The sequence below is a fragment of the Enterobacter sp. E12 genome, from assembly GCF_014596715.2.
GTDB lineage: Bacteria > Pseudomonadota > Gammaproteobacteria > Enterobacterales > Enterobacteriaceae > Enterobacter > Enterobacter bugandensis.
This window is the reverse complement of the sequence record NZ_CP115601.1, coordinates 3,778,588-3,791,850: the sequence shown is the minus strand read 5'-3', so window position 1 is coordinate 3,791,850 and position 13,263 is coordinate 3,778,588. Positions and strand designations below refer to the sequence as shown.

14 protein-coding genes are annotated in these 13,263 nt (G+C 59.2%); 5 read left to right on the top strand and 9 right to left on the bottom strand.

The window, feature by feature from the left end:
- Window positions 1-23: 23 nt before the first annotated feature.
- Entirely contained in the window at window positions 24-1,157 is a 1,134-nt protein-coding gene (gene norW, locus IB212_RS18100) for an NADH:flavorubredoxin reductase NorW (protein WP_188246055.1), read from the bottom strand.
- Complete coding sequence (gene norV / locus IB212_RS18095; protein ID WP_041908494.1) at window positions 1,154-2,596, bottom strand: anaerobic nitric oxide reductase flavorubredoxin; 1,443 nt, start codon at window positions 2,594-2,596, stop codon at window positions 1,154-1,156. The genes norW and norV overlap by 4 nt, the downstream gene beginning before the upstream one ends.
- Window positions 2,597-2,783: 187 nt before the next feature.
- Between norV and norR the strand changes: the two genes are divergently transcribed.
- Entirely contained in the window at window positions 2,784-4,298 is a 1,515-nt protein-coding gene (norR, locus tag IB212_RS18090) for a nitric oxide reductase transcriptional regulator NorR (RefSeq protein WP_041908496.1), read from the top strand.
- On the opposite strand, the gene gutQ is transcribed toward norR, so the two are convergent.
- From gutQ to srlA, 7 genes are all read right to left on the bottom strand, one after another.
- The gene (gutQ, locus tag IB212_RS18085; RefSeq protein ID WP_041908497.1) at window positions 4,295-5,260 is read right to left on the bottom strand and encodes an arabinose-5-phosphate isomerase GutQ; all 966 of its coding nucleotides are present in this window, start codon (window positions 5,258-5,260) and stop codon (window positions 4,295-4,297) included. The genes norR and gutQ overlap by 4 nt on opposite strands.
- Complete coding sequence (locus IB212_RS18080) at window positions 5,253-6,026, bottom strand: DNA-binding transcriptional repressor (protein WP_010434430.1); 774 nt, start codon at window positions 6,024-6,026, stop codon at window positions 5,253-5,255. The genes gutQ and IB212_RS18080 overlap by 8 nt, the downstream gene beginning before the upstream one ends.
- A 63-nt stretch (window positions 6,027-6,089) precedes the next feature.
- Window positions 6,090-6,449: a transcriptional regulator GutM gene (gutM, locus tag IB212_RS18075; RefSeq protein ID WP_041908501.1), complete on the bottom strand. Its 360-nt coding sequence runs from the start codon at window positions 6,447-6,449 to the stop codon at window positions 6,090-6,092.
- A 67-nt stretch (window positions 6,450-6,516) separates the two neighbouring features.
- A complete protein-coding gene (srlD, locus tag IB212_RS18070; protein ID WP_023294411.1) occupies window positions 6,517-7,296 on the bottom strand; it encodes a sorbitol-6-phosphate dehydrogenase in 780 nt (259 codons plus the stop codon).
- A gap of 14 nt (window positions 7,297-7,310) precedes the next feature.
- Window positions 7,311-7,673, bottom strand: coding sequence for a PTS glucitol/sorbitol transporter subunit IIA (gene srlB / locus IB212_RS18065; protein ID WP_041908503.1), 363 nt, complete (start codon window positions 7,671-7,673; stop codon window positions 7,311-7,313).
- 12 nt (window positions 7,674-7,685) lie between these two features.
- A complete protein-coding gene (locus IB212_RS18060; protein WP_045261264.1) occupies window positions 7,686-8,645 on the bottom strand; it encodes a PTS glucitol/sorbitol transporter subunit IIB in 960 nt (319 codons plus the stop codon).
- Complete coding sequence (srlA, locus tag IB212_RS18055; RefSeq protein ID WP_003862164.1) at window positions 8,642-9,205, bottom strand: PTS glucitol/sorbitol transporter subunit IIC; 564 nt, start codon at window positions 9,203-9,205, stop codon at window positions 8,642-8,644. Before srlA ends, IB212_RS18060 begins: the two co-directional genes overlap by 4 nt.
- A 253-nt stretch (window positions 9,206-9,458) precedes the next feature.
- Between srlA and mltB the strand changes: the two genes are divergently transcribed.
- The 4 genes from mltB to IB212_RS18035 all read left to right on the top strand — a co-directional run bounded on the left by mltB (window position 9,459) and on the right by IB212_RS18035 (window position 13,220).
- Entirely contained in the window at window positions 9,459-10,559 is a 1,101-nt protein-coding gene (gene mltB / locus IB212_RS18050) for a lytic murein transglycosylase B (protein WP_168733281.1), read from the top strand.
- A 257-nt stretch (window positions 10,560-10,816) separates the two neighbouring features.
- A complete protein-coding gene (locus tag IB212_RS18045; protein WP_041908506.1) occupies window positions 10,817-11,470 on the top strand; it encodes a metal ABC transporter ATP-binding protein in 654 nt (217 codons plus the stop codon).
- Window positions 11,467-12,327: a metal ABC transporter permease gene (locus IB212_RS18040; protein WP_188246054.1), complete on the top strand. Its 861-nt coding sequence runs from the start codon at window positions 11,467-11,469 to the stop codon at window positions 12,325-12,327. Before IB212_RS18045 ends, IB212_RS18040 begins: the two co-directional genes overlap by 4 nt.
- Before the next feature lie 14 nt (window positions 12,328-12,341).
- Window positions 12,342-13,220: a metal ABC transporter substrate-binding protein gene (locus IB212_RS18035; RefSeq protein WP_188246053.1), complete on the top strand. Its 879-nt coding sequence runs from the start codon at window positions 12,342-12,344 to the stop codon at window positions 13,218-13,220.
- Window positions 13,221-13,263 lie beyond the last annotated feature (43 nt).

Sequence of the window (13,263 nt, the reverse complement as noted above, 5' to 3'; positions counted from 1 at the left end):
AGCGTTACCCGGCAATACGAGGGTTAAGCAGGCAGCGATTTCAGCAGGGCGAAGGCCTCCTTCATCCGGTCTTCGCTGACGACAAAGGCGCGCATCTGACCGTCTGCATCGGTGCCGCGCGCCACCATGCCCTGCGGCGAAAGGGCAATCTGCCAGTCCAGATCCTGACGCTGCGTTTCACCTGCAAGATGCAGCGGCAATTCCGGCGTTTTGACCTTTACCAGCATGGCGGGTAATTTCAGCGGCGCGCTGCCGCCGAGCAGGTTTTTTGCCAGATACATGGCGCTTAATTGTATCGGCTGCAGGAAGGGCAGCACCTGGCCGTTAATTTCCGCGCAGTCGCCCAGGGCATAAATATCCGGCCGCGTGGTTTGCAGGTAGCTATTTACCTTCACGCCGCGGTTTATTTCAGCCCCTGCGCGATGCGCCAGCGCGGTTTCCGGGCGCAGGCCCGTCGCGGCAACCACCGCATCCACTTCTACGCTGCGGCTTCGGTCGAGCGTGGCACGGATACCGCCTTCGGTTTTGCTCAGGCTTTGTAGCTGCGATTTCAACATCAGATGCACGCCCATATCGGTCAGACGATGCTGTAAGCGACTGCTTACTTCTGCGGTCATCAGCGCCGACAGAATGCTGGCCGCGTGGTCAACCAGGGTCACGGATTTTCCCGCCCGACAGAAGTCCATCGCCAGCTCGGTGCCGATCAGCCCGCCGCCGACGATCATCACTCTGGCGGCATCGCGTAGCCGGGTTTCGCTGGCCTGATACTCCTGCTGGCTGTTGAGGGTAATCATCAGCTCGCGGCCCTCAACCGGCGGCACAAACGCAGATGCCCCGGTCGCCAGCACCAGCCTGTCGTACTGCCAGGTTTTCTCTTTCGCTTTTACCACGTGGGCGTCGGCATCGATATCGGTGACCCAGGTGTACGGAAACAGACGCAGGTTGAACTGCTCCGCGAACTCCCCCGCCGTCTGGCGGGTGAGGTCATCGGCGCGCTGATTCTGGCTAATGACGTGGCTTAAATCAGGCTTGTTGTACTCGTCCATGCTGTCGGCGGCGATCAGCGTCAACGGCACGTTTGCATCCTGTTTGCGGATATTTTTCACCAGCTGGCGGGCAGCAAAGCCCGAGCCGATGATAACGATGCCGTTGCTCATTTTGCCTCCGTTGCCAGTTCATCAAAGACGTCTTTGCCGAGGGAGCATTCCGGGCAGAGGAAGTTGTCCGGCACCTCGCTCCACGGCGTGCCCGGGGCAACATCCTGCAGCGGTTCGCCCAGCTCAGGATCGTAGATCCACTGGCAGACGCTGCACTGCATGCGCGGACCGAGATCGGCGCTGGCTGCCGTAGAACAGGTTTGTGGCTGTTCCGCAGGTTTTGCGGTGACTTCAGGAAGCGGGGCGAGCGCCCACTGACGGGCGATGTCGCGGCCATGCTGGCGGCAGATTTCCAGCGCGTCGATATCCGGACGCCATTTCGCCTTCAGGCTCATGGACATCTCAAAACCCGCATCCTGTAAACGGGTGGAAAGACGGTCTACCGCGCCGCCGCTCCAGCCGTGTGAACCAAAGGCGCTGGCGCGTTTGTTACGAAAGCGCAGGCCGGTCATCTCTTCCACCAGGCCGGCAATCTTCGGCATCATCACGTTATTCATGGTGGAGGTTCCCACCAGCACGCCCTTGGAGCGGAAGACATTGGTCAATACCTCGTTCTTATCGCTGCGCGCCACGTTGAAGATTTTCACCGCTACGTTCGGGTCAACTTCATTGATCCCCTGGGCAATCGCGTCCGCCATCATGCGGGTGTTGTTGGACATGGTGTCGTAGAAGATAGTGATGCGGTCTTCCTGGTAATCCGCGGCCCATTTCAGGTACAGCTCGACGATCTGGGTGGGGTTTTCACGCCACACCACGCCGTGGGAGGTGGCAATCATGTCCACCGGCAGGTTGAAGCCGAGGATCTCGGTAATTTTAGGCGTCACCAGACGGCTGAACGGGGTCAGGATATTGGCGTAGTAGCGCTGGCACTGTTCGAACAGCTCGGTCTGATCCACTTCATCATTAAACAGGCGTTCGTCGCAGTAGTGCTGGCCGAAGGCGTCGTTGCTGAACAGCACCGCGTCGCCGGTCATGTAGGTCATCATGCTGTCCGGCCAGTGCAGCATCGGGGTTTCGACGAAGATCAGCTGCTTGCCGTTGCCGATATCCAGCGTGTCGCCGGTTTTTACGGTGTGGAAGTTCCACTCCGGATGATGGTGGTGGCCGTTAATTGAATCAATGGCGTTGGTGGTGCAGTAGATTGGGGTATCCGGAATGTGTGACATCAGTTCGGTCAGCGCCCCGGCGTGGTCCTCTTCCGCATGGTTGATGATGATGTAGTCGATGTCATTCAGGTCGATTTCACCGCGCAGGTTCTGCACGAACTCACGGCTGAATTTGTGATCGACGGTATCGATCAGGACGTTTTTACCTTCGCGGATGAGATAGCTGTTGTAGCTGCTGCCGCGCAGCGTTTTGTATTCCGTCCCGTGGAAATCGCGCACTTCCCAGTCACGTTGACCCACCCAATGAATGTTATTTTTAACCAGAATAGACATAGCAACCTCAACTTAATACAGCGTTTTTAAATAAGATGGTTTGCTTATATCAAGTTGCGTGCCAACTTTTTAAATTATTAATATTCAATAAGTTGCGATTTAATGCCCCATGATGAGTAGTCATTATGACTATCCTAAAAAGAGTCAATATGACATTATTCATTGTCAAAATGACAGTGAGGCAGACATGAGCTTTTCCGTAGACGTGCTGGCGAAGATCGCCATTGAGCTGCAAACCGGTATCGGCCATCAGGACCGCTTTCAGCGCCTGATCTCCACGCTGCGCCACGTGCTGGATTGCGATGCATCGGCGCTGCTGCGTTACGAAGGGCGGCAGTTTATTCCGCTGGCTATCGACGGCCTGGCGAAGGACGTACTCGGGCGGCGCTTTACGCTGGAGGGCCACCCGCGTCTGGAAACCATCGCCCGCGCGGGCGACGTGGTGCGTTTCCCGGCAGACAGCGATCTGCCCGATCCGTACGACGGCCTGATTCCGGGGCAGGAGAGCCTGAAGGTGCACGCCTGTATTGGCCTGCCGCTGTTCGCCGGGCAGAATCTGATTGGCGCATTAACCCTCGACGGCATGTCGCCGGATCAGTTCGACACCTTCAGCGACGAAGAGCTACGGCTGATTGCCGCGCTGGCCGCCGGGGCGCTGAATAATGCGCTGCTGATAGAGCAGCTGGAGAGCCAGAATATTCTTCCCGGTAGCCCGATGGCGTTTGAGCCGGTGGCGCACACCGAGATGATCGGCCTTTCACCGGGCATGGAGCAGCTCAAAAAAGAGATTGAGATTGTCGCCGCGTCCGATCTGAACGTGCTGATCTTCGGAGAGACTGGTACCGGTAAGGAGCTGGTGGCGAAGTCCATCCATGAAGCTTCGCCGCGCGCGGTCAACCCGCTGGTGTACCTCAACTGCGCCGCGCTGCCGGAAAGCGTGGCGGAGAGCGAGCTGTTCGGTCACGTCAAAGGGGCGTTTACCGGGGCCATCAGCAACCGCAGCGGCAAGTTTGAAATGGCCGATAACGGCACGCTGTTTCTTGATGAGATTGGCGAGCTTTCCCTTTCACTTCAGGCCAAGCTGCTGCGCGTATTGCAGTACGGCGACATCCAGCGCGTGGGGGATGACCGCAGCCTGCGGGTGGACGTGCGGGTCCTTGCTGCGACCAACCGGGATCTGCGCGAAGCGGTGCTGGCCGGGCAGTTCCGCGCCGACCTGTTCCATCGCCTGAGCGTGTTCCCGCTGTCCGTGCCGCCGCTGCGCGAGCGCGGAGACGACGCGGTGCTGCTGGCGGGTTATTTCTGCGAACAGTGCCGTCTCAAAATGGGGCTGTCCCGCGTGGTGCTTAGCCCGGGGGCGAGAGCGCATCTGCTCAGCTACGGCTGGCCGGGCAACGTGCGCGAGCTGGAGCATGCGATTCACCGCGCGGTGGTGCTGGCGAGGGCGACGCGCTCGGGGGATGAAGTGGTGATTCATGCGCGCCATTTTGCGCTGCATGAGGAAAATGCCCCGACCGTGAAGCCTGCTGTGCCTGAGAGCGCAATCGAAAACCTGCGCGAAGCGACGGAAGAGTTTCAGCGTCAGATGATTACCCGCGCGCTGGAGCAGAATAACCGCAGCTGGGCGGCGTGCGCGCGGGCGCTGGAGATGGACGTCGCCAACCTGCACCGGCTGGCGAAGCGTCTTGGGCTGAAGGGTTAAATAATCCCGGCCTGGTAGAAGTCCTGCAGGTTGATAGCGCCGCACAGCCTGCCGTGCTCGTCCACCACCGGTGCGGCGGTGATTTTGCGCTTCATCAGCACCTCTTTGGCTTCAATGGCGCGGCTGTCGGCGTTGAGCGTCAGCCCGCCTTTGGTCATGGCGTCAGACACGTTTGTTTCCAGCCTGCCGCCGCCCACCAGCCAGCGGCGCAGGTCGCCGTCGGTGAAGACGCCCTTCACGTTTCCGCCGTCATCGCATACCGCCACCAGCCCCAGACCGGTGCGGCTCAGCTCCAGCATCGCGTCCATCACGCTGGTATCGAGTTTGACCTGCGGAATGGCATCGTCGGTGCGCATCAGATGGTGAACCTTGTTGAGCAGTCGCGCGCCGAGCGCACCTGCCGGATGCGAACGGGCAAAATCTTCCTCATTGAATCCGCGCGCCTGCATTACCGCCATCGCCAGCGCGTCGCCCATCATCAGGGTGTTAACGGTGCTGGAGGTCGGGGCGAGGTGCATCGGGCAGGCTTCACGCTCAACGGAAATATCCAGCGTCGCTTTGGCGGCCAGCGCCAGCGGCGAGCGGGGTTTCCCGGTCATCGCCAGCAGGGCGACAGATTTTTCCTGCAGGCGCGGAATAATCAGATCCAGCTCTTTGGCCGAACCGGAGTAGGAGATAAACAGCATCACGTCGCGGCTTTCGATCATCCCGAGATCGCCATGCAGCGCCTCTGCCGGATGCACGAAGAACGCCGGGGTACCGGTGCTGGCGAGCGTCGCGGCAATCTTCTTGCCGATATGGCCGGATTTACCGATGCCCGCCACAATCACTTTGCCTTCGCAGTGGATAATGGTGTTGGCGGCGCGGACAAAATCCTCGCCCAGACGTTCCGGCAGGCGGCTGGCTTCCTGCAGCTCCAGCATCAGCGTCTGGCGGCCCGTTTCTAACAGAAAATCACTCATCTCTTTCTCCGGTTACGATCACGTCGATGCCTTTTTCTTCCAGCGCTTTTTTGAACGCCGGATCGATACCCGCGTCGGTAATCAGCTTATCAACGCTTTCGAGGCTACAGACAATATTGGGGCTTTTGCGGCCAAACTTCGACGAGTCGGCCATTAAAATCACTTCCCGCGCGGCGTTACACATCGCTTTGCTGACGCTGAACACCTCGTTAAACGTCGTGACGCCTGCGTTCAGGTCGATGCCGTCGGTGCCCATAAACAGTTTATCGAAGCTGAAGTGGTCGAAAGCGTTCTCCGCCAGCTGGCCGTGAAAGGACGCCGATTTTTTGCGGAAGGTGCCGCCGGGCATCAGGATGGTCTGCTCGCTGTCGAACTCCGACAGCGCGTTGACGATGTGCAGGCTGTTGGTCATCACCGTGATGTTGTTAAAGCGGCTGAGCAGGGGGATCATCTGCAGGACGGTACTGCCTGCGTCGAGGATGATGGAATCGCCGTCCTGGATAAATTTGACGGCGGCTTCGGCAATCAGCGCTTTCTGGTGGGTATTGATCAGCGTTTTGTGATCGATTGGCGGGTCCGCTTCGTCCTTGTTGAGCACCACGCCGCCGTAGGTGCGAATAACGGCGCCAGAGTTTTCGAGCAATACCAGGTCCTTGCGTATTGTCGTGCCGGTGGTGTCAAAGTAGTGGGCCAGATCCTCTACCGAGCATTTTCCCTGCTTTTGCAGATGCTCGAGAATGGCCGCCTGCCGCTGACGTGGTTTCATAGGCGCTTCGTTCCTTAGGTTGCGAAATGATAATTTCGCAAGTCTATAACTTTCACAACGAAATTATCCATGTTTCAGATTGAGCGCTAATGATAGTGCATTCTGACAGAGTGAATCATGGGGAAAGATCACATCAGGCTGCAATTCCTGTAACAAGAGGCCGTTGATTGCCTGGATTTTGGCCGGACGGGCAAATACCGTCATGCCACGCATCAGGAGGGAATCGCACACCCGGTCGTGCTCGTCCAGCGCTACAGCGACGACCACGCGCGGTTTAAAGCGTCCGCCGGAACGCCCGACGCCGACGCGGCCCTTCTGACACAGCGCATCAAACGCGCGGTTAAACTGGTGGATCTGCCAGCCGCCAAACGCCATCTGGCACAGCCAGGCGAGGGCGGCGACGGTGATGAGTGCGGTTACCATATCGACTCCTTGTTTTGTTCCCTCTCCCGGTGGGAGAGGGTTAGGGTGAGGGCATCAGGCCGCTCAATCAGAACATCACCTGCCCACCGGTCACGTTAATCGACTGCCCGGTGCAGTACGACGCTTTCGGACTGGCGTAAAACAGCAGCATGTTCAGCACGTCCTGATAGTCACACCCGCGCTTCAGCGGCACTTTATCGATGTAGTACTGCTCCACTTCCTCAGCCTTGATGCCGAGCTTGGTGGCGTACTGCGGCAGCAGGGACTGGAACATCGGCGATTTCAGCAGGTTGCCCAGCATCAGCGAGTGCACGGTAATCCCGTATTCGGCCAGATCCAACGCCAGGGACTGCGTCAGCCCCACGCCGCCAAACTTCGCCGCGCTGTACCCGGAGTTGTGCTTGCTGCCCACTTTCCCGGATTTTGAGTTGATCTGAATGATGCGCCCCTGAATCCCGTCGCGGATCATCAGGCGGGAAAACTCGCGGGCACAGAGGAAATAGCCCACCAGATTCACCTGCAGCGAACGGTCAAAATCCCCCAGTTCGAAATCGCTGATAAACGCCGCTTTCGCAATCCCCGCGCTGTAGACCAGCAGGTCGGTGCGCCCAAAAATCTCGTCCACGCCGCGGGCCAGCGCCATCACGCTCTGCTCGCTGGTGGCGTCGGCACCAAACCCGTACGCCATCCCTTCGCCAAACTCGGTGTTAATGGTGTCGGCCACGCGGGCGGCTTTTTCACTCTGAATGTCCACTACCGCCACGCGGTAACCCTCAGCGGCAAGCCCACGGCAGAGGAACTCGCCTAAGGTTTGTCCTCCACCAATGACAACGGCAACCTGACTCATGTGATTCTCCTTAATTACGCAACAAATTTTAACGTGCAGCCTGGGGTGACAGACTGCGGAACCGGGCCATCCACGTGAACCGTGCCGGGGTATTCCGCCTGCGGCTGGCCGTCGAAGCGCAGGGTGATGTGGCCGAGCTCGCGCAGGTTTTGTTCGGCCACGTCGCCGACGGCGGTGACGGCATAGCGCGCCTCGCCCAGCTCCAGTTGGCTTCCGGCCTTCAGCTCGCCGTTCAGTTCGCCGTGGCAGTGGATAAAGCAAAACTCTTCGATATCCGCCGGAGCGCCTTCGCGGAAGGTGATCAGCATCTGGTCGCTCAGCGCGTCCGCTGCGCTCTGGCCGATGCGGGTAATGGTGGTCTGGTAAATGACGTTCATTGCAGGAACCTCTTATTGATAGATAAAGCCGGAGACAAACCAGGCAATCAGCACCGTTGGCGCGCCCGTCAGGAAGCGGCTCACCAGCACGGACGGCACGCCCACGCGCACGGTGTCCTGGCGCGCTTCGGCCAGCGACAGCCCCACGGGGATGAAGTCGCACGCCGCCTGGGCGTTAATGGCAAACAGGGCGGGCAGGGCGAGGTGCGGAGGAATGTTCCCCAGTCCAATCTGCACGCCAATCAGCACGCCGATGACCTGGGCAATCACCGCGCCCGGGCCGAGGAATGGCGACAGCAGCGGGAAGGAGCAGATTAGCGCCAGCGTCACCAGCCCGAGCGGGTGGCTGGCGAGCGGGGCGAGGCCGTGGGCAATCCAGTCGCCCAGGCCGGACGCCATGATGATGCCGATCAGCGCCGAGACGAACGCCATAAACGGCAGAATCGTTTTCAGCACCGTGTCGATAGTGTCGCGCCCGGACTGGAACAGCACCGCCACGGCGGAGCCCATCCCCATCCCGACCTTCGCCAGTAGGCCGTCGCTCTGCTCGGTGATTTTCTTGCTGGTGTCGTACTCGCGCGGGGCTGCTTTTTGCGGCGCGGCAGTGCCATTCACCAGAGTGATGTTGTCCTCCTTCACGCCCGAGACATAAATGTCCTCAAGGATGTACTGCGCCAGCGGGCCGGATTTCCCGGTGGAGTGAATATTCACCGTCGGAATGCGGCGCTTCGGATAGATGCCGCAGCGCAGCGTGCCGCCGCAGTCAATCACCGCCACGCCGATGTCCGCTTCCGGCGGCTCGCCCTCTTTAAAGCCGTCAACCGCTTCCCAGCCGGTCAGCTCGCGCAGCTTGTCGACAATCGCCGGGCGCGTGCCCGCGGTGATGTAGACGATCTTTTTGCCTTCGGTGGCGTCGAACTCTAGCGGGCCGCCCCAGCCGCCCGTGCCTTTCTCAATGCGGATCCGGTTCATGCTGTCGCTCCTGAAAGATGGACCTTCTGTTCAAGCTGGATGCCCATTTTTTTCTCGAAAATAGCGGTGGTGAGGTCAGTCACCCAGCCGCGGAAGAAGTTGGTCACCAGGCCAACCAGCAGGTAGCTCACCGCCAGCGGGCCGAGCGGCAGGCCAAGCGTGGTCAGGCCGCTGGCGATCCCGAGATAGACAAACAGCTCTCCGGGGTTGATGTGCGGGAACAGGCCGTTCATCGAGTGGCAGCTGTAGGAGGCGGCGGCGTAGTAGCTCGGCTTGTACTTTTCCGGCATAAAGCGGCCGAGGCTTAAGGTCATCGGGTTACAGAAAACAAAGGTGCCGATGAATGGCAATATCAGGTAGCGGGACAGCGGGTTACCGGCGCAGCGCTGGGCAAAGCGTTCGATGCGCTGCTGGCCGATAAAGTTGATCAGCGCGTTCATGATCACCAGCAGGCTGATCAGCAGGGGCAGGATCCCGGTCACCATGCCGGTGAACACTTCTCCGCCTTTCTGAAACAGCCCGATGAACCACTCGGCGCCGTGGGTAATGGTTTCTATCATTCTTCTCTCCTGTGGGGCTTTTTTGTTTTTGTATAACTGCGGCTAATAATAATCACTTTGAAAGGTTTTAAAGTGTTAGTTAGATCTCACAATGAAAGAAAAATGTATTATTTTGAAAGTTAATTGGTGGGGTGAATGATTTTCGGTGGAAAAAAGCGCGGATTTGCGTTGTGGAGGCGCGTACCGCTTCCTTGAGGTGTTGCGGATGCTTTACCATACTGGGTTCTTATCGAACCCGTTAAATGGATGTCTCATGTTCAAGCGTCGTTATGCAGCGCTGTTGCCTGCGCTTATCCTGCTGTCTGCCTGTAGCAGCAAACCTAAGACCGAAGCCGTTCAGCAAACGGCGGGCGCGCCTTCCGGGGGATTCCTGCTGGAGCCGCAGCACAATATGATGCAGATGGGAGGCGACTTCGCGAATAACCCGGCGGCCGAGCAGTTCATCGATAAAATGGTGAGCAAACACGGTTTCGACCGCCAGCAGCTGCATGAAATTTTGTCTCAGGCGAAGCGTCTGGACTACGTTCTGCGCCTGATGGACAGGCAGGCACCATCCGCCCAGGTGCCGAGCGGGCCGAACGGCGCATGGCTGCGCTACCGCAAACAGTTTATTACCCCGGACAACGTGCAAAACGGCGTGGCGTTCTGGAACCAGTATGAAGATGCGCTCAACCGCGCGTGGCAGGTTTACGGCGTGCCGCCGGAAATCATCGTCGGGATTATCGGCGTAGAGACCCGCTGGGGGCGCGTGATGGGCAAAACCCGCATCCTCGACGCACTGGCGACACTCTCCTTTAACTACCCGCGCCGCGCGGAGTATTTCTCTTCCGAGCTGGAAACCTTCCTGCTGATGGCGCGCAACGAGCAGGACGATCCGCTCGATCTGAAAGGGTCATTTGCCGGCGCGATGGGTTACGGCCAGTTTATGCCGTCGTCCTATAAACAGTATGCCGTCGACTTTAACGGGGATGGTCACATTAACCTGTGGGATCCGGTGGATGCCATCGGCAGCGTGGCGAACTACTTTAAAGCGCACGGCTGGACGCCGGGCGGCCAGGTTGCCGTGCAGGCGAACGGCGAAGCGTTTGGTCTGGAAAACGGCTTTAAAACCAAATACAGCGTTGCGCAGCTGACGGCGGCAGGCTTAACGCCAACCCAGCCGCTGGGCAACGTTGACCAGGTGAGCCTGCTGCGTCTGGACGTGGGAACCGGCTACCAGTACTGGTACGGCATGCCGAACTTCTACACCATCACCCGCTACAACCATAGCACCCACTATGCGATGGCGGTGTGGCAACTGGGGCTGGCGGTATCGCAGGCTCGCGTCCCGGCGGCGTCGCCGTTTAGTCAGTAACTCGCCTTATTCCGCCCTCTCCCTGTGGGAGAGGGCACCCGCGCGCACCTCTTTCCCGCAGAAACATTTCGCCACACTCCCATTTCATTCCCGCCGTTTACATCTTCATCGCCTTTCATTATTGTTATGTTATAACATTATTTTTGAGTTGAAATATCCATGTCCCTGTTTTCTCTCTCATCCCCGGTTCGGCTGCTGCTGGCGATGGTGCTCATTCTGTTTCTCGGGCTGGCCGTGCGCTGGGCGGTGGCGCTGCCATGATCGTGATGAACGCACTGGTTGCGGGCTACGACCGCCAGCCCGTCACGCGTCCGCTTTCGGGCGTGATTGAACGCGGCAGCATGACCGCGATTATCGGCGCCAACGGCTGCGGCAAATCCACGCTGCTGAAAACCCTCGCCGGATTTATTCCGCCCGTCAGCGGCAGATTTCACTGGCAGGGTAGACGACCGGTAATCGGCTGGCTGGCGCAGCGTCACGCGCTGGAAGCGCAATTTCCGCTGACCGTCCAGGACGTGGTGAGCATGGGCTGCTGGCCCGGAATTTCGCTTTTCGCCGGTTTTCGTCGCGAAGCGCGTCTGCGCATTAGTGGTGCACTTGAGCGCGTGGGGCTGGAGTCGATGGCGCTCTCCACCATTGATGAACTCTCCGGCGGCCAGTTTCAGCGCATGCTTTTTGCCCGCGTGTTAGTACAGCAGGCGCCGCTGGTGATGCTCGACGAGCCCTTCTCCGGCGTTGATGAAGCGACCTGCAACGTGCTGATGGACCTGATGCTGGAGATGTATATGCAGGGGCAAACGCTGCTCGCGGTACTGCACGACAGCGAGCGCGTGGCGCGCCACTTCCCGCAGACGCTGCGGCTGGATACTGACGCCCCCCAGTGGAAAACCGAACGGGTGAGGGTGGCATGATCTGGCACACATTCTTCCAGCCGTTTATCGAATTCGGCTTTATGCGCCGCGCGTTGGTGGTTTGCCTGGCGCTCTCCGTCAGCACCACCGCGCTCGGCGTGTTTCTTCAGCTGCGCCGGATGAGCCTGATGGGCGATGCGCTTTCTCACGCCATTTTGCCCGGCGTCGCCGTGGGGTATTTGCTCAGCGGGATGTCGCTGTTGGCTATGACCGTCGGCGGGTTTATCGCCGGGATTGCCGTTGCGCTGGTGGCCGGGCTGGTCAGCCGCCGCACGCCGCTGAAAGAGGATGCCAGCTTTGCCGGTTTTTACCTGGGGTCACTGGCGCTGGGCGTCACGCTGGTATCTCTGCGCGGCTCGAATGTCGATCTGCTGCATCTGCTGTTTGGTTCAATCCTCGCGGTGGACAACGACGCCGCGCTGTTTGTGACCGGCGTGTGCATCTTCACCCTTATCATGCTGGCCCTTTTTTACCGCGGGCTGGTGACGGAGGCGTTTGACACCGCCTGGCTGCAGGTGAATGCCCGCTGGCTACCCGGCGTATTGCACGGTCTGTTTCTGGCGCTGCTGGTCCTGAACCTGGTGGCCGGTTTTCAGGTGCTCGGCACGCTGATGGCCGTCGGGCTGATGATGCTCCCGGCGGTGGCGGCGCGCTGTTGGGTCCGCACCTTACCCGGATTACTCCTGATGGCCGGTATCAGCGGTATTTTCTGCGCGTGGCTGGGGCTAAGCCTCTCCTGGGCGGCAAGTTTACCGGCGGGGCCATCTATTGTGCTGACCGCCAGCGCGCTGTTCTTTATTTCCGTTTTATTTGGCACGCGCAGCAGGCTGGCTGGCAGCCTGCGGGCGCTTTATTAACGCAAGGGGAAACGATGAAAAGTACAGGATTAATCATGGCGCTAGCGCTGGGGATGATGTCGCATAGCGTGATGGCGAAAACGCTGAATGTGGTCACCAGCTTTTCGATACTGGGGGATATCGCGCAGGAGGTGGGGGGCGATCGTGTAAACGTGACGACGCTGGTGGGGCCGGACGGCGATCCCCATACCTTCGAACCGTCGCCTAAGGACAGCGCGGCGCTGAGCAAGGCTGACGTGGTCGTGGTCAACGGTTTAGGGCTGGAAGGCTGGCTCGACCGCCTGGTGAAAGCCTCCGGGTTCAAAGGCCAGCTGGTCGTTGCCTCAAACGGGGTGAAAACCCACACGCTTGAGGAAGATGGAAAGACCGTGACCGATCCGCACGCCTGGAACAGCGCGGCGAACGGTGCGCTGTATGCGCAAAATATTCTGAACGGGCTGGTGAAAGCCGATCCGGAAGACAAAGCGGCGCTGGAGGCTTCAGGAAAACCTTACATTGAGCAACTGACCCAACTGGACAGCTGGGCCAAAACGCGCTTTAGCCAGATCCCGCAGGAAAAGCGCAAAGTGCTGACCAGCCATGACGCGTTTGGTTATTTTGGCCGCGCTTACGGCGTAACCTTCCTGGCACCTCAAGGACTCTCTTCAGAGAGCGAGGCCAGCGCGTCGCAGGTGGCGGAGATTATCAAGCAGATTAAAGCCGACGGCGTGAAAACGTGGTTTATGGAAAACCAGCTCGATCCGCGTCTGGTGAAGCAGATTGCGTCGGCGACGGGCGCACAGCCGGGCGGCGAACTTTACCCGGAAGCCCTGTCGGCAAAAGGTGGGGCAGCAGACACCTACGTTAAGGCGTTTCGCCATAATGTCGATACGCTTGCGAACAGCATGAAATAATATTTCTACAGCCGGTGCGCCCGCACCGGCTTTTTTCTGAAGC